Here is a 25,398-nt window from a genome sequence, read left to right as displayed (position 1 = left end):
GCGGAAAGACTGGGGTCGAGGGTACAGGCCGCGTCACTTTAAAACGAAAGAAAACGAAGCCGAGTAAGGGAAAACTCGGAGGAAAATCGCGCCAAAAGGAATCCAAATGAAAAAACGCGAAAATACAATCTCGGCCTTTGCTGACAAAAGTCACGAACCTACGGACCTCCAGCCTGTGACCGATTTCTCCTCTCCAGCGGCCGAACCCGCCACCGATTGCGATGTGCTGATCGTCGGCGGTGGCATCAACGGCTGCGGCATTGCGCGCGACCTGGCCGGCCGGGGCTGGCGCGTGGTCCTGTGCGAGAAGGACGACCTGGCCTCGCACACGTCGTCGTCTTCCACCAAGCTGATCCACGGCGGGCTGCGCTACCTCGAGTACTACGAGTTCTCGCTGGTGCGCAAGGCGCTGCAGGAGCGCGAGGTGCTGCTCAAGAGCGCGCCGCACATCATGTGGCCGCTGCGCTTCGTGATGCCGCACGACCCCTCGATGCGCCCGGCCTGGATGATCCGCATCGGCCTGTTCATGTACGACCACCTCGCCAGGCGCGAGGTGCTGCCGCCGTCGCGCGGCATCGACCTGCGCCAGCACCCGGCCGGCGCACCGCTCAAGGCGCAGTACAAGCGCGGCTTCGTGTACTCCGACGGCTGGGTCGACGACGCGCGGCTGGTGGTGCTCAACGCCATCGACGCGCGCTCGAAGGGCGCCGAAGTGCTTACGCGCACGCGCTGCATCCATGCGCAGCGCGGCGCCGAGGGCTGGGTCGCCACGCTCGAAGGCCCCGATGGCGCGCACCGCACCGTGCGTGCGCGCGCCGTGGTGAACGCGGCCGGCCCCTGGGCCGAATCCTTCCTGCGCGGCGTGGCCCAGTCGGCGCGCGGCGAGGCGCTGGCCACCAAGAGCCTGCGGCTCGTGAAGGGCAGCCACATCATCGTGCCGCGCCTGTTCGACCACGACCACGCCTACATCTTCCAGAACCCCGACAAGCGGATCATCTTCGCCATCCCCTACCAGGGCGCGTTCACGCTGATCGGCACCACCGACATCGAGATCAGCGGCGACGACCCCGGCGCCGCGCGCATCGCGCAGGAAGAAATCGACTACCTGTGCACCCAGGCCAGCCGCTACTTCGACAAGGCCATCGTGCCGGCCGACGTGGTCTGGACCTACTCGGGCGTGCGCCCGCTGCTGGACGACGCCTCGGGCGACCCCTCGGCCGTCACGCGCGACTACCTGCTCGAGTCGAACACCACCGCCGCGCCGCTGCTGTCGGTGTGGGGCGGCAAGATCACCACCTTCCGCAAGCTGGCCGAGGACGCGGCCGACGAGGTCGGCAAGATGCTCGGCCAGTCGGGCGCGCAACGCCCGGCCTGGACCGACGGCGCCTTCCTGGCCGGCGGCGACCTGTCGGCCTGGATCGGCGCGCCCAAGCGCCCCGACGACGACTTCGCCCGCTTCGTGGCCGCCGTGCAGGCCAGGTACCCCTGGCTCGACGCCCAGGTCGCGCTGCGGCTGGCACGCGGCTACGGCGCACGCGTGGCTGAACTGGTCGGCGAGGCGCAGTCGCTGGCCGACATGGGCGCCGAGGTGGCGCCCGGCCTGTACGAGCGCGAGCTGCGCTTCCTGCAGGCGCGCGAATGGGCCGTGAGCTCGGACGACGTGCTCTGGCGCCGCACCAAGCTCGGCCTGCACTACACGCCCGCCGAGCGCGAGCAGGTGGCGATCTGGCTGCAGGCCAACGCAAAGAACAACAACGACACCGTGGAAGTGGAGGTGAGCTGATGCAGCTGACTCTGGAGCGCGTCACCAAGAAGGTCGGCGCGCAAACCTGGCTCTACGAGCAGAGCATTGCGCCGAAAAGCGGCGCGGTGACCGTGCTGCTCGGCGCCACGCAGGCCGGCAAGACCAGCCTGATGCGCCTCATGGCCGGGCTCGACACGCCGAGCACCGGGCGTGTGCTGGTCGACGGCAAGGACGTCACCGGCACGCCGGTGCGCGAGCGCAATGTCGCGATGGTCTACCAGCAGTTCATCAACTACCCCTCGCTCAAGGTGTTCGACAACATCGCCTCGCCGCTGAAGCTGCGCGGCGAATCGAACATCGATGCGCGTGTGAGGGCGCTGGCCGACAAGCTGCACATCGGCATGTTCCTCGACCGCCTGCCGGCCGAGCTGTCGGGCGGCCAGCAGCAGCGCGTGGCGCTGGCGCGTGCGCTCGCCAAGAACGCACCGCTGATGCTGCTCGACGAGCCGCTGGTCAACCTCGACTACAAGCTGCGCGAAGGCCTGCGCGAAGAACTCACGCAGCTCTTCGCCACCGGCGACTCGACCGTCATCTACGCCACCACCGAGCCCGGCGAAGCGCTGCTGCTGGGCGGCTACACGGCCGTGATGGACGCCGGCGAGCTGCTGCAGTACGGCCCGACCGCCGAGGTGTTCCATGCGCCGCAGTCGCTGCGCGTGGCGCGCGCCTTCAGCGATCCGCCGATGAACCTGCTGGCGGGCACGGCCGCGGCCGGCCGCGTGCAACTGGCGGGCGGCCCGGCGCTGGCGCTGGCACTGCCCGAGAGCACCTCGGGCACGGTCACGGTCGGTCTGCGTGCGAGCGCATTGAATGTCGACGCAGGGGAGGGCGACATCGCCTTGCCCGGCAAGGTGGAGCTGGCCGAAATTTCGGGCTCCGACACCTTCGTGCACGTCGATACCGCGGTGGGCGAACTGGTGGCGCAGCTCACCGGTGTGCACCGCTTCGAGCTGGGCGCTTCGATCACGCTGTACTTCAGCGCATCGCAAGCCTATGTGTTCGATGCCAGCGAAAAGCTGGCGCTGGCGCCCGCATGGCGCAAAGGAGCTTGAGATGGCACGCATCGATCTCGACCTGGCCCACGCCTACCGCGCCAACCCCACGCAGGACAGCGACTACGCGCTGCTCCCGCTCAAGATGAGCTTCCGCGACGGTGGCGCGTACGCCTTGCTCGGCCCCTCGGGCTGCGGCAAGACGACCATGCTCAACATCATCTCGGGCCTGCTCGTGCCGTCGCAGGGCAGCGTGAGCTTCGACGGCCGCGACATGACGCGCGCCACGCCGCAGGAACGCAACATCGCGCAGGTGTTCCAGTTCCCGGTGATCTACGACACCATGACCGTGGCCGAGAACCTCGCGTTCCCGCTGCGCAACCGCAAGGTGCCCGAAGACCAGATCAAGAAGCGTGTCGGCGAGATCGCCGAGATGCTCGACATGAGCGGCCAGCTCAACCAGCGCGCCGCGGGCCTGGCGGCCGACGCCAAGCAGAAGATCTCGCTGGGCCGCGGCCTGGTGCGCAGCGACGTGTCGGCCGTGCTGTTCGACGAACCGCTCACCGTGATCGACCCGCACCTGAAGTGGCAGCTGCGCCGCAAGCTCAAGCAGATCCACCGCGAGCTCAAGCTCACGCTGATCTACGTGACGCACGACCAGGTCGAGGCGCTCACCTTCGCCGAAGAGGTGGTGGTCATGACGCGCGGCAAGGCCGTGCAGGTGGGCAGCGCCGAGGCGCTGTTCGAGCGGCCGGCCCACACCTTCGTCGGCCATTTCATCGGCTCGCCGGGCATGAACTTCCTGTCGGCCCACAGCGCCAACGGTGCGCTCGAAGTGGCGGGCACGCCGCTGGTGCCCACGCGCGAGCTGCCGCCCGGCGCGCTCAAGATCGGCATCCGGCCCGAGTACCTGCGCCTGTCGAACGCGGGTGCCGCCGGCGCCGTGCCGGCGGTGGTGAAGCAGGTGCAGGACGTCGGCACGCACGCGATGCTCAGCGCTGAAGTCGACGGCGGCGTGGTCAAGGTGCGCATGCATTCGGACGAACAGCCGCCCTCGGTGGGCGACACGGTGTGGCTGCGGGTGCTCGACACCCACACCTGCTACTACAAGGACGAGGAACTGGTGGCATGAACCCGACGAACAAGCCGATCAACCAGAAGGCATGGTGGCTGGTGCTGCCGGTGCTGATCTGCGTGGCCTTCTCGGCCATCGTGCCGTTGATGACGGTGGTCAACTACTCGGTGCAGGACATCATCTCGCCCGACCGGCGCGTGTTCGTCGGCACCGAATGGTTCGCCGCCGTGATGCGCGACGACGAGCTGCACCAGGCGCTGTGGCGCCAGCTGGGCTTCTCGCTGTCGGTGCTGCTGGTGGAAATTCCGCTGGGCATCGCGCTCGCGCTGTCGATGCCGGCCACGGGCTGGAAGTCGTCGGCGGTGCTGGTGGTGGTGGCGCTGTCGCTGCTCATTCCATGGAACGTGGTGGGCACCATCTGGCAGATCTACGGCCGCGCCGACATCGGCCTGCTGGGCCATGCGCTGCAGGTCATGGGCATCGAATACAACTACACGGGCAGCGCGACCGACGCGTGGCTCACGGTGCTGGTGATGGACGTGTGGCACTGGACGCCGCTGGTGGCCTTGCTCTGCTACGCCGGCCTGCGCTCGATTCCCGACGCCTACTACCAGGCCGCGCGCATCGACGGCGCCAGCAAGTTCGCGGTGTTCCGCTACATCCAGCTGCCCAAGATGCGCGGCGTGCTGATGATCGCGGTGCTGCTGCGCTTCATGGACAGCTTCATGATCTACACCGAGCCCTTCGTGCTGACGGGCGGCGGGCCGGGCAATGCGACCACCTTCCTGAGCCAGTACCTCACGCAGAAGGCCGTGGGGCAGTTCGACCTCGGGCCGGCGGCTGCGTTCTCGCTGATCTATTTCCTGATCATCCTGCTGTTCTGCTTCGTGCTCTACAACTGGATGCAGCGCGTGGGCACGCAAGAAGTGGAGAAAGAACAATGAACGAAAAACGCTTCCACAAGCGCAGCATCTTCTTGCTGCTGTACATCCTGTTCGCGCTGTTGCCCATCTACTGGATGGTCAACATGAGCTTCAAGACGAACGAGGAGATCCTGTCGAGCTTCTCGTTCTTCCCGCAGCAGCTCACCTGGGCCAACTACGCGCGCATCTTCACCGACGAGTCGTGGTACTCGGGCTACATCAACAGCCTGATCTACGTGGCGATCAACACGGTGATCTCGCTCACCGTGGCGCTGCCGGCAGCCTATGCGTTCTCGCGCTATTCGTTCCTGGGCGACAAGCACGTGTTCTTCTGGCTGCTGACCAACCGCATGACGCCGCCCGCGGTGTTCCTGCTGCCGTTCTTCCAGCTGTACAGCACCGTCGGCCTCATGGACACGCACCTGGGCGTGGCGCTGGCGCACCTGCTGTTCAACGTGCCGCTGGCGGTGTGGATTCTCGAAGGCTTCATGAGCGGCATCCCGCGCGAGATCGACGAGACGGCGTACATCGACGGCTACTCGTTCCCGCGCTTCTTCCTCACCATCTTCCTGCCGCTCATCAAGGCCGGCGTGGGCGTGGCGGCGTTCTTCTGCTTCATGTTCAGCTGGGTCGAGCTGCTGCTGGCGCGCACGCTCACGAGCGTGAACGCCAAGCCCATCGTGGCGACGATGACGCGCACGGTGAGCGCCTCGGGCATGGACTGGGCGACGCTGGCCGCGGCCGGCGTGCTCACCATCGTGCCGGGCGCGATCGTGATCTGGTTTGTGCGTCACTACATCGCGAAGGGTTTCGCGATGGGCCGCGTCTAAGGAGGTCGAGACATGTTCGACTGGATGGTCTGGACCACCCCGGTGGCCGTTTTCTTCAGCTGCATCGCGCTCATGCTGGTCGGCATGACCGTGTGGGAATTCAAGTCGCCCACCACGATGCGGCGCGGCTGGCTGCCCATTGCCACCACGCGCGGCGACCGGCTCTTCATCGGCCTCTTGTCCGCTGCCTACGTCAACCTGGTCTTCGTCGGCCTGGCCGGCAAGGTGCAGGAGTGGCTGAGCCTGGAGGCCGAGCCCTCGATCTGGATCGGCTTCGTGCTGTCGATGTTCGTGCTCGCGCTCGTGATGCGCAAAGGCTAGCCCACCGATTTCGTCAACGCGTCCGGCTCTCCGCCTCCCCGGAGCCGCGATGAAAAAACCGGGGAAGCACAACCGAGGAGACACATTCATGAAGATGCGCTACACGGCATTGGCAATGGCGGCGGCGATGGTCGCCGCGCACGGCGCATGGGCCGCAGAGCCCGAAGCCAAGAAATGGATCGACAGCGAGTTCCAGCCGTCGACCCTGAGCAAGGACCAGCAGGCGGCCGAGATGAAGTGGTTCATCGACGCGGCCAAGAAGCTGCAGGCCAAGGGCGTCAAGGAAATCTCGGTGGTGTCGGAGACCATCACCACGCATGAATACGAATCGAAGACGCTGGCCAAGGCCTTCGAGGAAATCACCGGCATCAAGGTCAAGCACGACCTGATCCAGGAAGGCGACGTGGTCGAGAAGCTGCAGACCTCGATGCAGTCGGGCAAGTCGATCTACGACGGCTGGATTTCCGACTCCGACCTCATCGGTACGCACTACCGCTACGGCAAGATGATGAACCTCACCGACTACATGGCCGGTGCGGGCAAGGAGTACACCAACCCCGGGCTCGACATCAAGGACTTCATCGGCACCAAGTTCACCACCGCGCCCGACGGCAAGCTCTACCAGCTGCCCGACCAGCAGTTCGCCAACCTGTACTGGTTCCGCGCCGACCTGTTCGATCGCAAGGACCTGAAGGACAAGTTCAAGGCCAAGTACGGCTACGACCTGGGCGTGCCGCTGAACTGGAGCGCCTACGAGGACATCGCCGAGTTCTTCAGCGTCGACGTGAAGACCATCGACGGCAAGCCGATCTACGGCCACATGGACTACGGCAAGAAGGACCCGTCGCTGGGCTGGCGCTTCACCGACGCGTGGCTCTCGATGGCCGGCACCGCCGACATCGGCACCCCCAACGGCATGCCGATCGACGAGTGGGGCATTCGCGTGGCCGATGACAAGTGCACGCCCGTGGGCGCGGCCGTGTCGCGCGGCGGTGCGACCAACTCGCCGGCCGCCGTGTACGCGCTCACCAAGTACATCGACTGGATGAAGAAGTACGCGCCCAAGGAAGCCATGGGCATGACCTTCGGCGAAGCCGGCCCGGTGCCCGCGCAGGGCCAGATCGCCCAGCAGATCTTCTGGTACACGGCCTTCACGGCCGACATGACCAAGAAGGGCCTGCCCGTGGTGAACGAGGACGGCACGCCCAAGTGGCGCATGGCGCCCGGCCCGAACGGCCCGTACTGGAAGCAGGGCATGCAGAACGGCTACCAGGACGTGGGTTCGTGGTCGTTCTTCAACGGCCATGACGCCAACAAGACCGCCGCCGCCTGGCTCTACGCCCAGTTCGTGACCTCCAAGAGCGTCTCGCTCAAGAAGACCATCGTGGGCCTGACCCCGATCCGCGAATCGGACATCCAGAGCAAGGCCATGACCGACATGGCGCCCAAGCTGGGCGGCCTGGTCGAGTTCTACCGCAGCCCGGCCCGCGTGGCATGGACGCCCACCGGCACCAACGTGCCCGACTACCCCAAGCTGGCGCAGCTGTGGTGGAAGAACGTGGCCGAGGCCGTCACGGGCGAGAAAACCCCGCAAAAAGCCATGGACAACCTGGCCGACGAGATGGACAACGTGATGGGCCGCCTGCAACGCGCCGGCATGGCCCACTGCGCGCCCAAGCTCAACGCCAAGGGCGACCCGAACAAGTGGCTCAGCGACCAGCATGCCCCGTGGAAGAAGCTGCCCAACGAGAAGCCCAAGGGCGAGACCATCGACTACAACAAGCTGCTGAGCGCCTGGAAGGCCGGCAAGGTGCGCTGACCGGCGCTTCGCCAGCAGCAATTGCAAACAAGGGTCGCGCCGCGAGGTGCGGCCCTTTTTCGCTTTCTGGCGCCCTGGTTCGTCGGATTCACGCGACGCCATGACCTATGGCAGATGCACCTTTGAAAAGGTTCGCTTACATTCGACGGCCCCCGCCACGGCCCGCCAGTGAATCCAAGTTCTTCCAGCCCCACCGCCAGCCCTCCTGCCACCCCGAGCGCGCGTGTCAAACGCGTCCTGCTGATCCAGTACTCGCAGACCGGGCAACTCGACCGCGTGGCCGGGCAGATCGCCGCGCCGCTGCGCGCCGACGCGGGCATCGAACTGCGCGTGGAAACGCTGCGGCCGCTGCAGCGCTTTCCCTTTCCCTGGCCCTTCCTGACCTTCTTCGACGCGTTCCCCGAGTCGGCCCACCTGAAGCCGGGCCCGCTGGCGCCGCTCACGCTCACGGGCGATGAAGACTTCGACCTCGTCATCCTGCCGTACCAGGTCTGGTTCCTCGCGCCCGCGCAGCCGGTCGTGGCCTTCCTGCAGCACCCCGTGGCGGCGCGGCTGCTCAAGGGAAAACCCGTGGTCACGGTCATTGCCTGCCGCAACATGTGGCTGCTGGCCCACGAAAAGCTCAAGGGCCTGCTCGCCGCCACCGGCGCGCGCCTGATCGACAACGTGGTGCTCACCGACCCCGGCCCCACGCTCGCCACCTTCTTCACCACGCCGGCCTGGCTCATCTGGGGTCGCAAGCGCGGCTTCTGGGGCATGCCCGACGCGGGCCTGAGCGAGGAACAGATCCGCGGCTGCGGCCGCTTCGGCCGGGCCCTGCGCGACGCATTGCATGAAGGCCGCGAGCAGGGCGACGCGCCCCTGCTGGCCGGGCTGGGCGCGGTGCGCGCCCAGGCGCGGCTGCTCATCAGCGAGAAGGCCGGCACGCGCAGCTTCTACCTCTGGGGCAAGCTGATCATGGCGGCCGGCGGGCCGGGCGCGGCGGTGCGTAAACCGCTGCTCTTGCTGTACGTGCTGTTCCTGCTGGCACTGATCGTCACCGTCGTGCCGGTGAGCCTGACGCTGCAGGCCCTGCTGCGGCCGTTGTTCCGAGGGTGGCTGACTAAAATGACGGCTCAATTCGAGCGCCCGTCGGGCTCTGCCACGGACCGGCTCCCTCTCTATGACGACTGATGTTTTCCTGACCCGCACCGCTGCCTTCCTGCCTTTTTCTCCGGTCAGCAACGAAGACATCGAAGAAGTGTTGGGCCGCATCGGCGGCAAGGTGTCGCGTGCGCGACGCCTCATCCTGCGCAGCAACGGCATCCAGTCGCGCCACTACGCCATCGACCGCGCCACCGGCCAGCTGGCCATGACCAACGCACAGCTCACCGCCGCGGCGATCCGCGCGCTGGGCGACGACATCGGCCAAGTCGACTGCCTGGCCACCGGCACCTCGCTGCCCGACCAGCTCATGCCCAACCACGCGGTGATGGTGCACGGCGAACTGGGCTGGCCCCGGCTCGAGGTGGTGGCCTGCGCCGGCATCTGCCTGGCCGGCGCGGCGGCGCTCAAGCATGCATGGCTGTCGGTGCGCGCGGGCGATGCGCGGCGCGCGGTCGCCACGGGCTCCGAGCTGGCCTCGGCCGTGATGCGCGGCATCAACTTCGAGGCCGAGCTCGAGCACAAGCTCGAGGCCCTCGAAGCGCGCCCCGAGATCGCCTTCGAGAAAGACTTCCTGCGCTGGATGCTGTCCGACGGCGCCGGCGCGGTGCTGCTGGAGCGCGAGCCGCGCGGGCCGCTGTCGCTGCGCGTCGAATGGATCGAGCTGTCGTCGGCGGCGCACGAGCTGCCGGTGTGCATGTACGCCGGCGCCGACAAGAACGAACAGGGCGGCCTCGACGGCTGGGCCCGCACCTCGCCGGCCGACTGGCAGCGCGACTCGACCTTCGCCGTCAAGCAGGACGTGCGCCTGCTCAACGACAACATCGTGCGCGCCACGCTGGCCGAGCCACTGGCCGCCATCATCGAGCGCCGCGGGCTCAAGACCGACGACATCGACTGGTTCCTGCCGCACCTGTCGTCGCACTATTTCGTCGAGCCCGTGGCCGCAAGCCTGGCCGCGCTGGGCCTGCCGATTCCGCGTGAGCGCTGGTTCAGCAACCTCGCGACCAAGGGCAACACGGGCTCGGCCTCGCCGTACATCATGCTCGACGAGCTGTTCCGCTCGGGCCGCATCAAGCCTGGCCAGAAGCTCCTGATGTTCGTGCCGGAAAGCGGTCGCTTCTCGAGCGGTTTCATCTACCTGGAGGCGGTATGACCTTACCCCCACGCTCATCGCTTCGCGTATCGCTGCCCCCCGAGGGGGCGCAGGCCTCCCTTGGGGCGGCCCGGCGGGAGGCCTGACATGGACCTCGATGCCGTGCCCCAAGAGGGCAACGCGACCCTCGCAGGCCATTCCAAGCTGATGTACGCCCGCGACGCGCAAGGCCGCGTCGTCACCACCACCTCGAAGGGCTGGGAGGCGGAAGAGATCGTCACCAGCCACGCGGTCGACGTGCTGGTCGAGCAGGCGCAGGAGGCCAAGGCGCGCGTGAAGGCCGGGCTGGCCTCGCCGCTCGAGTACTGGATGTACGAGCGCCGCATGGACGTGGCGCTGCTCTCGCAGACCAGCGGCTTCTGGCAGTGGCGCGTGCGCCGCCACCTGCAGCCGCGCCATTTCGCCGCGCTGTCGCCGGCCCAGCTCGCCCGCTACGGCCAAGCGCTGGGGCTGCCCGTTTCCACCCTGCAAGGCCTGCCGTGAACTTCCAACACCAACAGGCGGCGCACTGCGAAAGCGGCGTCATCTCCAGCCTCATGCGCCACCACGGCGCGCCGATGAGCGAGGCGATGGCGCTGGGGTTGTCCTCGGCGCTGTCGTTCGCCTACCTGCCGTTCATCAAGCTGTCGGGCCTGCCGCTCATCTCGTACCGCATGCCGCCCAAGGCCATCATCAAGGGCCTGCTGGCGCCGATGGCCGCGCGCTTTCGCTTCGAGACCTTCCGCAGCCCGCAAGCGGGGCAGCAGCGGCTGGACGCGCTGCTGGCCGACGGCCAGCTCGTGGGCCTGCAGACCTCGGTCTACTGGCTGCCGTACTTTCCGCCGAACATGCGCTTTCACTTCAACGCGCACAACCTGCTGGTCTACGGCAAGGACGGCGACGACTACCTGATCAGCGACCCGGTGTTCGAGGAGCCCGTGCGCTGCGCCAGCGAAGACCTGTCGCGCGCCCGCTTCGCCAAGGGCGTGCTGGCGCCCAAGGGCCTCATGTACTACCCGCAGGCCATCGAGCGCAAGGCGGTCGATGCCGCCTCGGTCACCAAGGCCATCCGCAAGACCGTGCGCAACATGCTCGCGCCCGTGCCCATCGTGGGCGTGCGCGGCATGCGCACGCTGGCCAAGCGCATGCAGAAGCTGTCACCGAGCGATCCGCGCAGCGTCGACTTCATCGGCCATCTGGTGCGCATGCAGGAAGAGATCGGCACGGGCGGGGCGGGCTTTCGCTTCATCTACGCGGGCTTCCTGCAGGAGGCGGCGCAGTTGCTCGACAAGCCGCAGCTCACGCAGATGTCCGAACGCCTGATCGCCATCGGCGACGGCTGGCGCGCGTTCGCGCTCAAGGCGGCGCGCATGGTCAAGGGCCGCGAGCCGGTCGATCCGGTGGCGCTCGCCGGCAAGCTGCGCGAGCAGGCGCAGCAAGAGGAAACCTTCTTCCGCGACCTCAAGGCCGCTGTTGCCTGATGTTGGAGCTGCACCAGCTCGGCTACCGCTACCCGCACGCTGACAAGGCCGCGCTGGCCGACGTGTCGCTCGCCGTGCCGCGCGGTTGCGTGCTGGGGCTGCTGGGGCCCAACGGCGCCGGCAAGACCACGCTGATCTCGCACCTGTCGGGCGCGCTCGCGGTGCAGTCGGGCGACATCCGCATCGACGGCCAGCCCCTGCAGCAGGTGCGCGCCAAGGCGCCCACGCGCATCGCCGTGGCGCCGCAGGACCAGGCCTTCTACCCGATGCTCACCGTGGCCGAGAACCTGGCCTGCTTCGCCGCGGCCGGCGGCCTCTCGGGTGCGCGCAAGAAGGCGCGCATCGACACCTGCACGCAGTTCGCGCAGCTCGAGCAGTTCGCGGGCGTGCGCGCCGAGCGGCTCTCGGGCGGCCTGAAGCGCCGGCTCAACCTCGCGATCGCCTTGCTGCCCGAACCCGAGCTGATGCTGTTCGACGAGCCGACGGTGGGCGTCGATCCGCAGTCGCGCGCCTTCATCCTCGATGCGATCAAGAGCCTGGCGCAGGCCGGCGCGGCGGTGATCTACGCCTCGCACTACATGGAAGAGATCGAGGCCATCGCCGACCGCGTGGCCATCCTCGACCAGGGCCGCGTGCTGCGCGAAGGCCCGCTCGACGCGCTGCTGTCGCAAAGCGCCATGCTGCTGACGCTGGCCGCCGACGGGCTCGACGCGCAGAGGCTCTCGCGCTTCGGCACGGTGGAGCAGGGCGCGGCGCACTGGCGCATCCACCTGAACGCAGGCACCGGCCCCGGCCCCGTGCTGGCCGCGCTCGAAGCCGAAGGCATCGAGGTGCGCCAGGCCGAGTTCGGCCGGCACGACCTCGAGCAGCTCTTCATGGCGCTCACGCACCGCTCGCTGCGCGACTGACCGAACGCCATGCTCCTTGCGCTCATCCGAAAAGAATTGCTGGCCCTCGTGCGCGACATGCACGGGCTGGCCGTGCTGTTCGTCATGCCGATGGTGTTCATCGTGCTGATGTCGCTCACGCTGAAGGACATCTACCGCCCGCCGCTGGCCGAGCTGAGCTACGCGGTCGATGCGCGCGACAGCGGCACGCCCGCCAAGTGGCTGCTGCAGATCTGGCAGCGCAGCCACGGCGCGCCGCAGCCGCTGGGCAGCGACTGGCAGGCGCGGCTGCGCAGCGGCACGCTCAAGTACGTGATCGTGCTGGAGCCGGGCCTGTCGGACGAGCTGGAATCGGCCGCGCTCTCCACGCGCGCCCACATCCGCCTGCTCGCCGAACCCGGCATCGACGCCAATCTGTTCAACGCACTGCGCGCCGAACTCATCGGGGCCTCGGGCGAACTCAAGGCGCGGCTCGCGCTGGCGGTGCCCGGCACGGCCAGCCCCGCGCCCGACGCGTCCATCCAGGCGATGGTGCATGCCGAGCGCTTTGCCACGGCCGGCCCGCGGCCCACGTCGGTGCAGCAGAACGTGCCGGCCTGGCTGGTGTTCGGCATGTTCTTCGTCGTCGCTTCTCTCTCGAGCCTGTTCGTGCAGGAGCGCGGCTCGGGCGCGCTCGGCCGGCTGCAGAGCCTGGGCGTGTCGCGTTCGATGCTGCTGACCTCCAAGGCCTTGCCCTACCTCGGCGTGAACGCGCTGCAGGCGCTGCTGATGCTGGCGGCGGGCATCTGGTTCATGCCGCTGATCGGCGGCGACGCGCTCTCGCTCGCGGGCATCCACTGGGGCGGCCTGCTGCTGTCGCTGGCGGCCGTGAGCCTGGCGGCGGTGAGCCTGTCGCTGGCGGTGGCCTGCCTCGTGAAGAGCCATGCGCAGGCCGCCACGCTCGGGCCGATGGTGAATGTGCTGATGGCGGCGGCGGGCGGCATCATGGTGCCCAAGTTCGTCATGCCGGGCTTCATGCAGCGCATGGTCGAAATCTCTCCCATGAACTGGGGGCTCGAAGCGTTGCTCACCGTGCTGCTGCGCGGCGGCGGCGTGGCCGAGGTGCTGCCGCAGGTCGGCCGGCTGGTGGCGTTCGCGGCCCTCATGTTTTTCGTGGCTGTCTTTCTGTTTCGCAGGCGCGCACCGTGACGAGCACCGTTTCTTCTCCTGAATTCATCGCCCGCCTCAAGGCCCTCGTGCTCGAGGCTGTCGAAAAAGACGCGCCGCCCGGCGGCCTCGGCGACGACGAGCCGCTGTTCGGCCCCGAGGCGCGGCTGGACCTCGACTCGCTCGACGCGCTGCAGGTGTCGATGGCGATCCAGCAGCACTTCGGCCTGCGCATGCCCGACAGCAAGGACACGCGCCGCGCCATGACCTCCATCGCGCACCTGGCGGAACACCTGGCGCAAGCGGGCAAGGCATGAGTCCGGTGTACCTGGCCGGCATGGGCCTGGCCTGCGTGCTCGGCGACGATGTGCCGTCGGCGCTCGCGGCATTGCGGCGCGGTGGCGTGCCGCCCACGCCGGTGACGGTGGCCGAAGGCCTGCAGTGGCCGGTCTACACGCTGGCGGTGCCGCCCGGTGACTGGGCGCAGCGCGTGCAGCACACGGTGCGCCGCGTGGTCGCGCAGACCGGCGACGGGCTGGACCGGCAGGGGCCGCTGTTCGTGGCCTCTTCGTCGCTCGACATCGGGGCCATGGAACACGCACAGCACGACGCGCGGCTCAGCGGCGACCTGCAGGATTTCGCCGACATCGCCGCCGCCGCGCTCGACTGGCAGGGCCCGGTCTTCACCGTCTCGACCGCCTGCACCTCGGCGCTCAACGCGATGCTGGCGGCCGCAGACATGGTGCGGGCAGGCGAAGCCCGCGAGGCGCTGGTGATCGGCGCCGAACTCGACAACCGCTTCACCGTGGCCGGCTTCGGCGCGATGCAGCTGCTGGCGCCCGACAGCGCGCGCCCTTTCGGCGCGGGGCGCCAGGGGCTGGTGCTCGGCGAAGCGGTGGCGGCGCTGCGGCTCGGATCGCAACCCGCGCGCTGGGCGCTGCTGGGCGGCGCCAACGTGGTCGACGGCCGCAACCCCTCGGGCACCGAGGCGAGCGCCGTGCGCGCGATGTGCCGCGACACGCTGGCGCGCAGCGGCCTGCAGCCCGCGGACATCGACCTCATCAAGGTGCAGGCCGCCGGCAGCCCGGTCAACGACGCGATCGAGGTCGAGGCGCTGCGGCAGGTGTTCGCGCCGCTGCCGCCGTTGGTGTCGCTCAAGTCGGCGATCGGCCACACGCTGGGCGCGGCCGGGGCGGCGGAGCTGGCCCTGCTGGTCGGCTGCATCGAGGGCGGCGCCTGGCCGTCGGTCGGCTACGCGCTGGACGAGACGCTGGGCATCGCGCTGAGCGACGGACCGCCGGCGCGGCTGCGCCACATCCTGCTCAACGTGGTGGGCTTCGGCGGCGGGCATGCGTCGCTGGTGCTCAAGGATTGCAACGTCGCATGAGCCAGGCTTCAACCCCCTGGCGCACCGTCGCGCATGTCGTGGCGCATCCGCCGCCCGACGACTGGCGCGACGCGCTCACGACCCGCCTGGGCCGCCGGCCGCGCCGCGTCGGCCTGTGGACCGAGCTGGCGATGTACGGCGCGCTGCGCTGCCTCGACGCGGCCGGCGAAGCCGCGCTGCCGGCGGGCGCGCGCCTGCGCGTGACCAGCCGGCGCGGCGCGTGGGAGGCCACGCGCGCGGGGCTGGCGCAGCTCGACGCGGGCTTGCCGATGCCCTTCACCTTCATGCAGGGCCAGCCCGCGCTGATGCTGGCCGAGGTTGGCCGCTGCCTCGACTGGCAGGGCGATGCGAGCTTCATGCTGTGCCGCGATCTCGCGCGGCCGTTGGCGCTGTCGCAGCTGGGCGCGGGGCGCGACGGGCTGCTGTTCGGGGTGGTGGAGGAGACGTTCGGCGACGTGCCGCCGCGCTCCGAATGGTGGCGGCTGGTGCCGACCGATCAGGCGGCGATCGAACGCTGAAGGTTCTCGCGCGCCCGCGCTTCGAGCAGCGCGTGCAGGCGCGGCGTGGCGTAGATCGCCGGGCGGTCGAGAAAGCGCTGGAGGATCGCGCGCCGGCGCGGCAGGCGAATCTCCTCGGGAACGAAACCATATTCCGCGTGCACCTGGCGCTCGTACTCGTCGAAGCGCGCGCGCTCGGCGCCGAGGATCGACAGGTCGATGTCGATCAGCAGCTCGGCGTCGCGGCCCTCGGGCACGGCGTCGTGGCGCGTGGCCATGACGAGCGCGTGGACGCGGTCGGCCGACGCATCGCTCGCGCCGGCCGCCTGCAGTGCCTGCCGCGCCCAGTCGGCACTGCGCGCTTCGTTGTCGTGCGCATGCACGTCGTAGATCGCGTCGTGGAACCATAAGGCCAGCGCCACCTCGCCGGGGTGTTCGGCCAATGCCTGTTCCTGGTCGAACCACGCGAGGCATTCGCCGAGGTGCTGCATCGTGTGGTAGTGGCGCTGCGGCTCGCCGTAGCGGCGTTGCAGTTCGAGCCGCAATGCGTCGTCGGGCGAGGCCACGCCCAGCGCCTGCCAGGCGGCGGTCCAGTTCGCGTGCAGCGCCTGCGGTGTCATCGCGGTTATTGCTCCATCGCGGCCTTGACCTCCTGGCCGAGGTCGAGCACCGACATCGCGTAGTAGCTGCTCCAGTTGTAGCGCGTGATCACGTAGAAATTGCGCGTGCCGGCGACGTAGGTCGGCGGCGCGTCGAGGCCGTTCTGCAGTTCGATGAGTGCGAGCAGGCCCTTGTGCTTCAGGCCTTCGCCCTCGGGCACGGCGCCCGCGGCCACGAAACTGTCGGCGCTGAAGGTCGGCAGGATGTCGGGTGCCAGCAGCAGCGCCTTCTTCAGGCGCGCTTCCTCGAAATGCACCGGATAGATCGACGGCATGCCCGGCGTCCAGCCGAAGCCCTTGAAGTAGCTCGCCACCGAGCCGATCACGTCGACCGGGTTGTTCACGAGGTCGATGCGGCCGTCGCCGTCGAAGTCGACCGCGTACTTGGCGATGCTGCTGGGCATGAACTGCGGCATGCCCATGGCGCCGGCGTAGCTGCCCACGGGCGTGAGCGGGTCGTCGGCGGTGCGGCTTTCGGTGCTCAGGAAGCTCTCGAGTTCGCCGCGGAAGAAGGCGATGCGCTCGGCCGCGCGCGGGTGGCCCTGCGGGAAGTCGAAGGACAGCGTGGCCAGCGCATCGATCACGCGGAAGTTGCCCATGTTGCGGCCGTAGATGGTCTCGACGCCGACGATGCCGACGATGATTTCCGGCGGCACGCCGTAGGTGGCCTCGGCGCGCGCGAGCGTCTCGGCATTGGCGCGCCAGAAGCGCACGCCGGCCGCGATGCGCACCGGGTCGATGAAGCGGCTGCGATAGGTCTGCCAGTTCTTCACGGTGCCGACGGGGCCCGGCAGCATCAGGCGCGGCACGTTGGGCAGAAAGCGCGCGGCGCCGATGGTGGCGCGCACCCAGTCGCGGTCGAGGTTGCGGCGCTGGGCGACGTCGTCGGCGAACGCCATGGCGTCGTCGCGCGTGGCGTACGGAGTGCTGCCGCGCACCGGCGTGACGGCGGGGCGGCCATTGGCCTGGGGCTTCTGGGCCAGGGCGCCCGTAGGCCAGGCGACGCAGGCGGCGAGGAGGGCGGTGGCGGCCACTGCGGCGCGCAAGGGCGTGGGGAAGGCGTGTGACATGGGCACGATTGTGCCGCCCGTGCGCATGCGCACTTTCGGGGGACACATGTGGTTGCAGCCGCGCTTCAGGCGCGAGGTGGTGCGGACGGCCAGGGCAGCCGGCGGAACTCGGCGCGCAGCGCGGCGAGCGAGGCCGATGGGCCGGATGCGGCGGGCGCGTAGCGCTGGGCTTCGAGCTTCAGCAGCCAGTCGCGCACGGCCTGCGCGGCGGGCCCGAAGCGGGCGTCGGCGGCCTGGGCCATCTGGCGCGGCGGCGCTGTCTCGGGCAGCGGCAGGCCGGCCTTGGCCAGGCGCGCGCGGGCCCGGCCCAGCAGGCGCAGCCACGGGTCGTGCCGGCTGCGCTCCCACAGCGTCCAGCCGGCGCCGGCCAGGCTCGCGGCCACCAGCAGGTACAGCAGCACGTAGCCCAGGTCTTCCAGGCTCGGGGCGTTGAAGCCGAGGGTCTTGAGCAGGTCGAGCTGGCGGCTCTGCGTGTAGTTGAGCACCCACTGGTTCCAGCCTTTGTTCACGGCCTCCCAGGCGGCGCGCAGGTTCTGCACCAGCGTCGGGCTCATGACGCCGATGGCGCCGGCCAGCAGGCCGGGCTGCGGCGTGAGGCGCTGGAACTGCCCGATGCGCCCCGGCGCGACCGAGCCGGTCGGGTCGACGCGCACCCAGCCCGCGCCTTCGTGCCACACCTCGGCCCAGGCGTGCGCGTCGCTCTGGCGCACCACCCAGTAGTTGTCGACGTTGTTGAGCTCGCCGCCCTGGTAGCCGGTGACGATGCGTGCCGGGATCTGCAGGTGGCGCATCAGCACCACGAAGGCCGAGGCGATGTGTTCGCAGAAGCCTTCCTTGCGGTCGAACCAGAACTCGTCGGCGGTCTCGTTGCCGTACACGCCGGGCTCCAACGTGTAGGTGTAGCCGCCGGTGCGCAGGCGTTGCAAGGCGGCCTGCACGAAGGCGTTGGCATCGGCGCCGGCCAGCGCGGGGTCGGCACGCATCTGGGCGGCGAGGGCGGCGGTGCGCGGGTTGCTGCCGGGCGGCAGCGCCAGGTAGGGCTGCAGCCGGCTGCCGGTGCGCGTTATTGGGCCGCTCTGGAACTGCGGGTGGCTCTCGGCGCGGTAGCGCACGAGGTCCATGATCGGCCGGTTCACGAACCACTGCAGGTCGGGTGTGCCGGTGACCTCGTAGCCGGGCACCTCGGGCGCGCGCGGCGCGGCGTCGAGCGTGAGCAGCCACGGGCGCTGGCTGGCCTCGAGCGTGACCTCGTAGCGCACCGGCTCGCCGCGCGTGCGCAGGTTCGACACCGACTGCCCGCTGCGCGCCCAGGTCGGCAGCGCCGTCCATTCGCGGCCGTCGAACTGCGCCAGCACGGGGCCGCGGAAGTACAGCTGGCTTTGCGGCGGCGCGCGGTTGTCGTCGAACTTGATGCGCGCCGCAATGCTCCCGTCGAGCGCCAGCTCGGCGATGGTGCCGACCCGCATCGTGTTCGACAGGCCGGTGCGTCCGGCCATGGCGTCGCCGGGCGTGCCCCACAGCGGCGCGAAGCGCGGGAACAGCAGGAACAGCGCGAGCATCACCGGCGCGCCCGCCAGCGCCATCCAGCCGGCCATGCGCGCGGCCTGCATCAATGGCGGCCGGCCCACGGGCATGTGGGCGTTGACCAGCGCCGTCAGCAGGCCCAGCAGCGCCAGCAGCATGGTGAAGGCGGTGAGCAGCGACTGCGAATAGAAGAAGTTCGTGAGCATCGCGAAGAAGCCCAGGAAGAAGACCACGAAGGCGTCGCGCCGCGCGCGCAGCTCCAGCGTCTTGAGCGCCAGCAGGCACACGACCAGCGTGACGCCCGCGTCGCGACCCAGCAGCGTGCGGTGGGTGGCGTAGGTGCCGGCCAGCGCCAGCGCCAGCAGCGCGATGCGCCACCACTTGCTGGGCAGCGGGCGCGCCTGCACCGCCAGCGAGGCGCGCCACAGCAGCACCATGGCGGTGATGGCCGAGCACCACCAAGGCAGCTCGTCCACCTGCGGCAGCAGGATGAGGCCGATGACGCAGAGCAGGAACAGCGTGTCCCGTGCGTCCCTCGGTAGCGCGGTGAGTTCGCGTACGACCCGGTTCATGCGGTGACCTCGTTCATGCGCACAGCGCCAGCGCTTCGAGGCAGGCGCGCCGGTGCGCTTCGCCCTGCGACGGTTTCACCGTGCGGCCGGCGACGCGCACGCCGTAGTCCACGCCCAGCCGGTCGGCCATGAGCACCCAGGCGCACAGGCGCGAGAGGCGGGCCTCGGTGTCGGGCAGCGCGGCGGCGTGCGCGTCGAGCCAGAGCTCTTCGCGCTGCGTGTGCTGCGTGTCGCGGCTCACGAGGTCTTCGGAGCCGTTGGCTTGCGCGCGGGCCGCCTTCTTCCAGACCACGAGCTTGAGCGGGTCGCCGCGCCGGTAGGCCCGCACGCCGTCGTACTCGCCGGCGTTCTGCGCCCGCACCGCGGCCGACGCGGCGGCGGGCCCCGAGAGCGGCTCGCCCGCCGGCAGCGGCGGCGGATGGGCTTCGGGCGTCGGGTACACGAGCAGCTGCGCGGCCGGGCGCCAGACCGTCCAGACGCGGAAGGTGCCGAGCGGAAAGCGCGTCTCGGCGGTCAGCGGCGGCACCGGGTGCAGGCCGCGCCGCTCGGGCTGGAAGGCGATCTCCACCGTGGCCGTGCCTTCGGCGGGCACGTCGGTCCAGGCCCACTGGCCGCTGCCGCGCACGGCCATGCCGATGCCGTAGCGCACGCTGCGCCGTTCGTTGTGCAGCACCACGCGCAGCACCGCCGCGGCGCCGGCGAACTGCGCCTCGGGCGGCACCATGCGCAGCGCCAGCCCGCGCAGCGTGGCGTGGCACACATGCATGCCCACGGCGACGCTGCCGGCCAGCAGGAAGGTCAGCAGATAGCCCAGGTTGAGCTGGTAGTTGATCGACGCGACCAGCAGCACCAGCAGCGTGGCCGCCAGCGTCCAGCCGGCGCGCGTGGGCACGATGTAGACGTTGCGCTGGGTGAGCTCGAGCGTGTCCGACGGGGCCCGGCGCGAGAGGAACCAGCCGTCGATGCGCGAGCGCAGGACGCCGACAGGGTTCACGGCAGCGGCACCTCGGCGATCATGGCGCGCACCTGTTCGACGGCGCCGCGACCGGCATCGCCCACGGGCGTGAGGCGGTGCGCGATGGTCTGCGGCAGCACGGCCTGCACGTCGTCGGGCGCCACGTAGTTCCGGTTGGCCAGCAGCGCCTGCGCCTTGGCGGCGCGCAGCACGGCGATGCCGGCGCGCGGCGACAGGCCCTGCAAAAACCAGCGGCCCGAGCGGGTCGCGGCGATCAGGTCCTGCAGGTAGTTCAGCAGCGGCTCGGCCGCATGCACCTGCTGCACGCGCTGCTGCAGGGCGGTGAGTTCGCCGGCGGTCAGCATCGCGGGCAGGCCGGCGAGCATCTCGCGGCGGTCGGCGCCGGCCAGCAGCTGGCGCTCGGCCGCGCGGTCGGGGTAGCCCAGCGAGATGCGCATCAGGAAGCGGTCGAGCTGCGACTCGGGCAGCGCGAAGGTGCCGAGCTGGTCCTGGGGGTTCTGCGTGGCGATCACGAAGAAGGGCGAGGGCAGGGGGCGGGTCTCGCCCTCGACGGTGACCTGCTTTTCTTCCATCGCCTCGAGCAGCGCGCTCTGGGTCTTGGGGCTGGCGCGGTTGATCTCGTCGGCCAGCAGCACCTGCGCGAAGATCGGCCCGGGGTGGAACACGAAGGCCTGCTGGCCCCGGTCGTAGATCGCCACGCCCGACAGGTCACCCGGCATCAGGTCGGCGGTGAACTGCACGCGCGAGAACTGCAGGCCGAAGGTATGCGAGAGCGCATGGGCCAGGGTGGTCTTGCCGACCCCCGGCACGTCCTCGATCAGCAGGTGCCCGCCCGCCAGCAAACAGGCCACGCAGTCGCGCACCTGGGCCTCTTTGCCAACAATCACCGTGTTAAGCTGACTCAGCAAAGAGGCTAGCTTCGCGGCTACGTCCATATTTGTATCCATATGCAAACGATACCGTAAGACCTTGCGGCCCCATGCTGCGTGAGGTCTAGACGCGACGACACGAGACACGGTGAGAGATGGGCAAGACAGGCTACTTCACGCATCGCGACTTCTGGAAGCACGACATGGGCAACGGGCATCCCGAATGCCCCGAGCGGCTGGATGCCATCGAAGACCGGCTGCTGTTGACCGGCGTCGGCGACGCGCTGGCGCGGGGCGAGGTGCCCCTGGCCACGCTGGAACAGATCACCCGGGCCCACAGCCACGCGCATGTCGAACACCTCGAGGAACTGCAGCAGCGCCTCGTGGCCGACGCGCCCGCCGGCGGCCCCGACCATGCGCAGGTCGACCCCGACACCGTGCTGACCCGCTTCACCCTGCTGGCCGCGCGCCGCGCCGCGGGTGCCGCCGTGGCGGCCACCGATGCCGTGATGGCCGGCGAGATCGAGAACGCCTTCTGCCCCGTGCGCCCGCCGGGCCACCATGCCTGCCGCGAGCAGGCCATGGGCTTCTGCTTCTTCAACAACGTGGCCATTGCCGCGCGGCATGCGCTCGAGGTGCACGGCCTGGACCGCGTGGCCATCGTCGATTTCGACGTGCACCATGGCAACGGCACCGAGAACATCTTGTCGAACGACCCGCGCGTGCTGATGGTCGGGTTCTTCCAGCACCCGTTCTATCCGTACAGCGGCACCGAGCACCCGGCGTCGAACATGCTGAACCTGCCCATTCCGGCCTACACCAAGGGCATGGACGTGCGCGAGCTGGTCGAGGCGATCTGGATGCCCCGGCTCGAGGCCTTCAAGCCGCAGATGGTGTTCATCAGCGCCGGCTTCGACGCCCACCGCGAGGACGAGCTGGGCCAGCTCGGCCTCAACGAAAACGACTTCGCCTGGATCACCGGCCGCGTGCGCGATGTCGCCAAGCGCCATGCGCGCGGGCGCATCGTCTCGCTGCTCGAGGGCGGCTACCACCTGGACGCCCTGGCGCGCAGCGTGGAAGCGCACATCCGCGTGCTGGCGGACCTGTAACCCGGTTGGCGCCCGCGAGGCGCCCTGTTTCTTTCACCGATGAATTTCAATTTCGACGACTTCCTCCAGCGCCTGCGACAGGTCGACGCGCACGGCCTGGGCATCGAACTCGCCGTGCTCGTGGCCTGCGTGGGCGTGGCATGGGCGGTGTGCAAATGGTTCGGGCGCGACCAGCCCAAGGATTCGATCTGGTTCGGCGAGCGCACCTTCGACGGCCTGCTGTTCCCGCTGCTCGCGCTGGTGCTCACCGGCATTGCGCGCCGCCTGGCGCTCGACCTGCTGCCCGTGGTGCTGGTGCTGCGCATCGCCGTGCCGGTGTTCCTGTCGCTGGCGGTCATCCGGCTGTTCGCGCGGGTGCTGCGGGCCGTGTTCCCGACCTCCAGCCTGGTGCGGCTGATCGAGCGCACCATCTCCTGGCTGGCCTGGATCGCCGCCGTGCTGTGGATCGTCGGGCTGCTGCCGCCGGTGCTGGCCGAACTGGACGACATCACGCTGGCCTTCGGCAAGACCCGCGTGAGCCTGCAGACCATCATCCAGGGCGCGCTGTCGGCCGGGCTGGTGCTGATGATCGCGCTGTGGATCTCCAGCACCATCGAAAAACGCATCCTGCGCGAGGCCGTGAGCGACCTGTCGATGCGCAAGGTGGCGTCGAACGCGGTGCGAGCCTTCCTGCTGCTGATCGGCCTGCTGTTCGCGCTGTCGGCGGTGGGGGTCGACCTCACGGCGCTGTCGGTGCTGGGCGGCGCGCTCGGCGTGGGCCTGGGCTTCGGCCTGCAGAAGCTGGCGGCCAACTACGTGAGCGGCTTCGTGATCCTGCTGGAGCGCTCGATCCGCATCGGCGACAACGTGAAGGTCGACACCTTCGAAGGCCGCATCACCGACATCAAGACGCGCTACACGCTCATCCGCGCGGGCAACGGGCGCGAGGCGATCGTGCCGAACGAATCGCTCATCACCGGCCGGGTCGAAAACCTCTCACTGGCCGACCGCAAGTTCAATATCACTACCAACATCGTGGTCGGCTACGAGAGCGACGTGGCGCAGGTGCAGGGCATCCTGTGCGACGCCGCCAAGGCCCAGCCGCGCGTCATGACCGACCCGGCGCCCATCGCCTACCTCGTCACCTTCGCGCCCGACGGCCTGGAATTCAGCCTGAACTTCTGGGTCGCCGACCCTGACAAGGGCAAGGACAACGTGCGCTCGGCCATCAACATCGCCATCCTCGAAGGACTGCGCGCCGCCCGCATTGACATTCCCTATCCGCAGCGGGTGTTGCGAGTGGAATCTTTGCCGGCGGGAATGGCCGCAGCGCCTCCCGCTGTTTTATAATCACGGAAAAGCACGATCGTTCTTTTTTTGGCCCTTGAGGCCGACAAGAAGAATGGAGAGGCAGCCAAGGCCGGCGTCCTAAAATGGCCGGCTGCTCTCGAAGCCCCCCTTTTTGCAATCCAATGGAGTCAAGTCAATGAAGGTTCTTGTGCCTGTCAAACGGGTCGTCGATTACAACGTGAAGGTGCGCGTCAAGAGCGACGGCACCGGGGTGGACATTGCCAACGTCAAGATGAGCATGAACCCCTTCGACGAGATCGCTGTCGAAGAAGCGGTTCGGCTGAAGGAGAAGGGCATCGTGACCGAAGTCATCGCCGTGTCCTGCGGCGATGCCAAGTGCCAGGAAACCCTACGCACCGCGATGGCCATCGGCGCCGATCGAGGCATCCTGGTCGAGACCGCTGAAGAGCTGCAGCCGTTGGCTGTGGCCAAGCTGCTCAAGGCACTGGTCGACAAGGAACAGCCCCAGCTGATCATCCTCGGCAAGCAAGCCATCGACGACGACGCGAATCAAACGGGCCAGATGCTGGCTGCCTTGGCTGACCTGCCGCAAGCCACCTTCGCCTCCAAGGTCGACCTGGCAGCTGACAAGGTCACCGTCGCACGCGAAGTCGACGGCGGCATGGAAACGCTCACGCTCACGCTGCCCGCGGTCATCACGACCGACCTGCGCCTGAACGAGCCGCGCTACGTCACTTTGCCCAACATCATGAAGGCCAAGAAGAAGCAGCTGGACACCTTCAAGCCTGAAGACCTGGGTGTGGACGTGAAGCCCCGCCTGAAGACCCTCAAGGTCAGCGAGCCCCCGAAGCGTGGCGCCGGAATCAAGGTGCCCGACGTTGCCACCCTGGTGGACAAGCTCAAGAACGAAGCCAAAGTGATCTGAGGAAGAAACGAACATGACCGCACTCGTCATTGCCGAACACGACCACGCCAGCATCAAGCCGGCCACCCTCAACACCGTGACTGCAGCCCTGGCTTGCGGTGGCGACGTCCACATCCTCGTGGCCGGTGCCAACGCCGCCGAGGCCGCCAAGGCCGCCGCGCAGATCGCCGGCGTGTCCAAGGTGATCGCTGCCGACAGCGCCAGCCTGGCCGAGAACCTCGCCGAAAACGTCGCAGCCCAGGTGCTCGCGATCGCCGGCAACTACAGCCACATCCTGTTCCCCTCGACCGCCAACGGCAAGAACGTCGCACCGCGCGTGGCTGCCAAACTCGACGTGGCGCAGATCAGCGACATCACCAAGGTCGACAGCCCGGACACGTTCGAGCGCCCGATCTACGCCGGCAATGCCATCGCCACCGTGCAGAGCACCGACGCCACCAAGGTGATCACCGTGCGCACGACCGGCTTTGACGCTGCAGCCGCCACCGGCGGCAGCGCAGCGATCGAAACGGCTGAAGGCGTCGCCGACAGCGGCAAGAGCGCCTTCGTGGGCCGTGAAGTCACGAAGAGCGACCGCCCCGAACTGACCGCCGCCAAGATCATCGTCTCCGGTGGCCGGGCTCTCGGCAGCGCCGAGAAGTTCAACGAAGTGATGACGCCGCTGGCCGACAAGCTCAACGCAGGCCTCGGTGCCAGCCGCGCAGCTGTCGACGCGGGCTACGCCCCGAACGACTGGCAAGTGGGCCAGACGGGCAAGATCGTCGCGCCGCAGTTGTACATCGCTGCGGGCATCTCGGGCGCGATCCAGCACTTGGCCGGCATGAAGGACTCGAAGGTCATCGTCGCGATCAACAAGGACGAAGAAGCGCCGATCTTCTCGGTGGCCGACTACGGCCTCGTGGCCGACCTGTTCACGGCCGTGCCGGAACTCGTGAAGGCGCTCTGATCGCTTCAACGCATTGAG

25 protein-coding genes are annotated in these 25,398 nt (G+C 68.8%); 20 read left to right on the top strand and 5 right to left on the bottom strand.

Annotation, left to right across the window (positions count from 1 at the left end):
• Nucleotides 1-106 precede the first annotated feature (106 nt).
• The 16 genes from glpD to ACAM52_RS15580 all read left to right on the top strand — a co-directional run bounded on the left by glpD (nucleotide 107) and on the right by ACAM52_RS15580 (nucleotide 15,461).
• Complete coding sequence (gene glpD, locus ACAM52_RS15655) at nucleotides 107-1,783, top strand: glycerol-3-phosphate dehydrogenase (RefSeq protein ID WP_369647571.1); 1,677 nt, start codon at nucleotides 107-109, stop codon at nucleotides 1,781-1,783.
• A complete protein-coding gene (locus ACAM52_RS15650; RefSeq protein ID WP_369647570.1) occupies nucleotides 1,783-2,856 on the top strand; it encodes an ABC transporter ATP-binding protein in 1,074 nt (357 codons plus the stop codon). The genes glpD and ACAM52_RS15650 overlap by 1 nt, the downstream gene beginning before the upstream one ends.
• A 1-nt stretch (nucleotide 2,857) precedes the next feature.
• Entirely contained in the window at nucleotides 2,858-3,928 is a 1,071-nt protein-coding gene (locus ACAM52_RS15645; protein ID WP_062476739.1) for an ABC transporter ATP-binding protein, read from the top strand.
• Nucleotides 3,925-4,815, top strand: a complete 891-nt coding sequence (locus ACAM52_RS15640) for a carbohydrate ABC transporter permease (protein ID WP_062476737.1) — start codon at nucleotides 3,925-3,927, stop codon at nucleotides 4,813-4,815. The genes ACAM52_RS15645 and ACAM52_RS15640 overlap by 4 nt, the downstream gene beginning before the upstream one ends.
• Nucleotides 4,812-5,624 (top strand): carbohydrate ABC transporter permease, encoded by an 813-nt coding sequence (locus tag ACAM52_RS15635; protein WP_062476734.1) that lies wholly within the window; start codon nucleotides 4,812-4,814, stop codon nucleotides 5,622-5,624. Before ACAM52_RS15640 ends, ACAM52_RS15635 begins: the two co-directional genes overlap by 4 nt.
• Before the next feature lie 12 nt (nucleotides 5,625-5,636).
• Nucleotides 5,637-5,945 carry a DUF2160 domain-containing protein gene (locus ACAM52_RS15630; RefSeq protein ID WP_369647569.1) on the top strand — a complete coding sequence of 103 codons (309 nt, stop codon included), beginning with the start codon at nucleotides 5,637-5,639 and terminating at the stop codon, nucleotides 5,943-5,945.
• 88 nt (nucleotides 5,946-6,033) lie between these two features.
• Complete coding sequence (locus ACAM52_RS15625; protein WP_369647568.1) at nucleotides 6,034-7,764, top strand: ABC transporter substrate-binding protein; 1,731 nt, start codon at nucleotides 6,034-6,036, stop codon at nucleotides 7,762-7,764.
• A gap of 168 nt (nucleotides 7,765-7,932) precedes the next feature.
• A complete protein-coding gene (locus ACAM52_RS15620; protein ID WP_369647567.1) occupies nucleotides 7,933-8,937 on the top strand; it encodes a dialkylrecorsinol condensing enzyme in 1,005 nt (334 codons plus the stop codon).
• Nucleotides 8,927-10,063, top strand: a complete 1,137-nt coding sequence (locus ACAM52_RS15615) for a beta-ketoacyl-ACP synthase III (protein WP_095744797.1) — start codon at nucleotides 8,927-8,929, stop codon at nucleotides 10,061-10,063. Before ACAM52_RS15620 ends, ACAM52_RS15615 begins: the two co-directional genes overlap by 11 nt.
• An 87-nt stretch (nucleotides 10,064-10,150) precedes the next feature.
• A complete protein-coding gene (locus tag ACAM52_RS15610; protein WP_062476723.1) occupies nucleotides 10,151-10,546 on the top strand; it encodes a hypothetical protein in 396 nt (131 codons plus the stop codon).
• Entirely contained in the window at nucleotides 10,543-11,523 is a 981-nt protein-coding gene (locus ACAM52_RS15605) for a BtrH N-terminal domain-containing protein (protein WP_070059462.1), read from the top strand. The genes ACAM52_RS15610 and ACAM52_RS15605 overlap by 4 nt, the downstream gene beginning before the upstream one ends.
• Nucleotides 11,523-12,431, top strand: coding sequence for an ABC transporter ATP-binding protein (locus ACAM52_RS15600; RefSeq protein ID WP_159277463.1), 909 nt, complete (start codon nucleotides 11,523-11,525; stop codon nucleotides 12,429-12,431). The genes ACAM52_RS15605 and ACAM52_RS15600 overlap by 1 nt, the downstream gene beginning before the upstream one ends.
• 9 nt (nucleotides 12,432-12,440) lie before the next feature.
• A complete protein-coding gene (locus ACAM52_RS15595; RefSeq protein WP_369647566.1) occupies nucleotides 12,441-13,598 on the top strand; it encodes an ABC transporter permease in 1,158 nt (385 codons plus the stop codon).
• Complete coding sequence (locus tag ACAM52_RS15590) at nucleotides 13,595-13,873, top strand: acyl carrier protein (RefSeq protein ID WP_062476711.1); 279 nt, start codon at nucleotides 13,595-13,597, stop codon at nucleotides 13,871-13,873. The genes ACAM52_RS15595 and ACAM52_RS15590 overlap by 4 nt, the downstream gene beginning before the upstream one ends.
• The gene (locus ACAM52_RS15585) at nucleotides 13,870-14,943 is read left to right on the top strand and encodes a beta-ketoacyl synthase N-terminal-like domain-containing protein (protein WP_369647565.1); all 1,074 of its coding nucleotides are present in this window, start codon (nucleotides 13,870-13,872) and stop codon (nucleotides 14,941-14,943) included. Before ACAM52_RS15590 ends, ACAM52_RS15585 begins: the two co-directional genes overlap by 4 nt.
• Nucleotides 14,940-15,461, top strand: a complete 522-nt coding sequence (locus ACAM52_RS15580; RefSeq protein WP_369647564.1) for a hypothetical protein — start codon at nucleotides 14,940-14,942, stop codon at nucleotides 15,459-15,461. The genes ACAM52_RS15585 and ACAM52_RS15580 overlap by 4 nt, the downstream gene beginning before the upstream one ends.
• Here ACAM52_RS15580 and ACAM52_RS15575 read toward each other — a convergent pair.
• From ACAM52_RS15575 to ACAM52_RS15555, 5 genes are all read right to left on the bottom strand, one after another.
• Nucleotides 15,440-16,060, bottom strand: coding sequence for an N-methyl-D-aspartate receptor NMDAR2C subunit (locus tag ACAM52_RS15575; RefSeq protein ID WP_369647563.1), 621 nt, complete (start codon nucleotides 16,058-16,060; stop codon nucleotides 15,440-15,442). The genes ACAM52_RS15580 and ACAM52_RS15575 overlap by 22 nt on opposite strands.
• 5 nt (nucleotides 16,061-16,065) lie before the next feature.
• On the bottom strand, nucleotides 16,066-17,169 hold the full coding sequence (gene mltB, locus ACAM52_RS15570; protein ID WP_062482271.1) for a lytic murein transglycosylase B: 1,104 nt from the start codon (nucleotides 17,167-17,169) through the stop codon (nucleotides 16,066-16,068).
• A gap of 65 nt (nucleotides 17,170-17,234) precedes the next feature.
• Nucleotides 17,235-19,265, bottom strand: a complete 2,031-nt coding sequence (locus tag ACAM52_RS15565; RefSeq protein WP_369647562.1) for a transglutaminaseTgpA domain-containing protein — start codon at nucleotides 19,263-19,265, stop codon at nucleotides 17,235-17,237.
• Between the two features lie 13 nt (nucleotides 19,266-19,278).
• A complete protein-coding gene (locus ACAM52_RS15560) occupies nucleotides 19,279-20,259 on the bottom strand; it encodes a DUF58 domain-containing protein (RefSeq protein WP_369647561.1) in 981 nt (326 codons plus the stop codon).
• A complete protein-coding gene (locus tag ACAM52_RS15555) occupies nucleotides 20,256-21,176 on the bottom strand; it encodes an AAA family ATPase (RefSeq protein WP_369647560.1) in 921 nt (306 codons plus the stop codon). Before ACAM52_RS15555 ends, ACAM52_RS15560 begins: the two co-directional genes overlap by 4 nt.
• 89 nt (nucleotides 21,177-21,265) lie before the next feature.
• Here ACAM52_RS15555 and ACAM52_RS15550 point away from each other — a divergent pair, with 89 nt between their 5' ends.
• The 4 genes from ACAM52_RS15550 (at nucleotide 21,266) to ACAM52_RS15535 (ending at nucleotide 25,380) form a co-directional block, all read left to right on the top strand.
• The gene (locus ACAM52_RS15550; protein ID WP_062482261.1) at nucleotides 21,266-22,219 is read left to right on the top strand and encodes a histone deacetylase family protein; all 954 of its coding nucleotides are present in this window, start codon (nucleotides 21,266-21,268) and stop codon (nucleotides 22,217-22,219) included.
• A gap of 39 nt (nucleotides 22,220-22,258) precedes the next feature.
• A complete protein-coding gene (locus ACAM52_RS15545) occupies nucleotides 22,259-23,548 on the top strand; it encodes a mechanosensitive ion channel family protein (protein ID WP_369647559.1) in 1,290 nt (429 codons plus the stop codon).
• 136 nt (nucleotides 23,549-23,684) lie between these two features.
• The gene (locus ACAM52_RS15540; protein WP_070060185.1) at nucleotides 23,685-24,434 is read left to right on the top strand and encodes an electron transfer flavoprotein subunit beta/FixA family protein; all 750 of its coding nucleotides are present in this window, start codon (nucleotides 23,685-23,687) and stop codon (nucleotides 24,432-24,434) included.
• A 13-nt stretch (nucleotides 24,435-24,447) separates the two neighbouring features.
• Nucleotides 24,448-25,380 carry an electron transfer flavoprotein subunit alpha/FixB family protein gene (locus tag ACAM52_RS15535; RefSeq protein ID WP_369647558.1) on the top strand — a complete coding sequence of 311 codons (933 nt, stop codon included), beginning with the start codon at nucleotides 24,448-24,450 and terminating at the stop codon, nucleotides 25,378-25,380.
• Nucleotides 25,381-25,398 lie beyond the last annotated feature (18 nt).

Source organism: Variovorax sp. V118, from assembly GCF_041154445.1.
Classification (GTDB): domain Bacteria; phylum Pseudomonadota; class Gammaproteobacteria; order Burkholderiales; family Burkholderiaceae_C; genus Variovorax; species Variovorax boronicumulans.
This window is presented reverse-complemented; position numbering and strand designations above follow the sequence as displayed.

Excerpts from the sequence above, each read along its gene's own strand:
- glpD (WP_369647571.1), top strand. The coding sequence starts at position 107 with ATGAAAAAACGCGAAAATACAATCTCGGCCTTTGCTGACAAAAGTCAC.
- ACAM52_RS15650 (WP_369647570.1), top strand. The coding sequence starts at position 1,783 with ATGCAGCTGACTCTGGAGCGCGTCACCAAGAAGGTCGGCGCGCAAACC.
- ACAM52_RS15645 (WP_062476739.1), top strand. The coding sequence starts at position 2,858 with ATGGCACGCATCGATCTCGACCTGGCCCACGCCTACCGCGCCAACCCC.
- ACAM52_RS15640 (WP_062476737.1), top strand. The coding sequence starts at position 3,925 with ATGAACCCGACGAACAAGCCGATCAACCAGAAGGCATGGTGGCTGGTG.
- ACAM52_RS15635 (WP_062476734.1), top strand. The coding sequence starts at position 4,812 with ATGAACGAAAAACGCTTCCACAAGCGCAGCATCTTCTTGCTGCTGTAC.
- ACAM52_RS15630 (WP_369647569.1), top strand. The coding sequence starts at position 5,637 with ATGTTCGACTGGATGGTCTGGACCACCCCGGTGGCCGTTTTCTTCAGC.
- ACAM52_RS15625 (WP_369647568.1), top strand. The coding sequence starts at position 6,034 with ATGAAGATGCGCTACACGGCATTGGCAATGGCGGCGGCGATGGTCGCC.
- ACAM52_RS15615 (WP_095744797.1), top strand. The coding sequence starts at position 8,927 with ATGACGACTGATGTTTTCCTGACCCGCACCGCTGCCTTCCTGCCTTTT.
- ACAM52_RS15610 (WP_062476723.1), top strand. The coding sequence starts at position 10,151 with ATGGACCTCGATGCCGTGCCCCAAGAGGGCAACGCGACCCTCGCAGGC.
- ACAM52_RS15600 (WP_159277463.1), top strand. The coding sequence starts at position 11,523 with ATGTTGGAGCTGCACCAGCTCGGCTACCGCTACCCGCACGCTGACAAG.
- ACAM52_RS15595 (WP_369647566.1), top strand. The coding sequence starts at position 12,441 with ATGCTCCTTGCGCTCATCCGAAAAGAATTGCTGGCCCTCGTGCGCGAC.
- ACAM52_RS15585 (WP_369647565.1), top strand. The coding sequence starts at position 13,870 with ATGAGTCCGGTGTACCTGGCCGGCATGGGCCTGGCCTGCGTGCTCGGC.
- ACAM52_RS15580 (WP_369647564.1), top strand. The coding sequence starts at position 14,940 with ATGAGCCAGGCTTCAACCCCCTGGCGCACCGTCGCGCATGTCGTGGCG.
- ACAM52_RS15575 (WP_369647563.1), bottom strand. The coding sequence starts at position 16,060 with ATGACACCGCAGGCGCTGCACGCGAACTGGACCGCCGCCTGGCAGGCG.
- mltB (WP_062482271.1), bottom strand. The coding sequence starts at position 17,169 with ATGTCACACGCCTTCCCCACGCCCTTGCGCGCCGCAGTGGCCGCCACC.
- ACAM52_RS15565 (WP_369647562.1), bottom strand. The coding sequence starts at position 19,265 with ATGAACCGGGTCGTACGCGAACTCACCGCGCTACCGAGGGACGCACGG.
- ACAM52_RS15555 (WP_369647560.1), bottom strand. The coding sequence starts at position 21,176 with ATGGACGTAGCCGCGAAGCTAGCCTCTTTGCTGAGTCAGCTTAACACG.
- ACAM52_RS15550 (WP_062482261.1), top strand. The coding sequence starts at position 21,266 with ATGGGCAAGACAGGCTACTTCACGCATCGCGACTTCTGGAAGCACGAC.
- ACAM52_RS15545 (WP_369647559.1), top strand. The coding sequence starts at position 22,259 with ATGAATTTCAATTTCGACGACTTCCTCCAGCGCCTGCGACAGGTCGAC.
- ACAM52_RS15540 (WP_070060185.1), top strand. The coding sequence starts at position 23,685 with ATGAAGGTTCTTGTGCCTGTCAAACGGGTCGTCGATTACAACGTGAAG.
- ACAM52_RS15535 (WP_369647558.1), top strand. The coding sequence starts at position 24,448 with ATGACCGCACTCGTCATTGCCGAACACGACCACGCCAGCATCAAGCCG.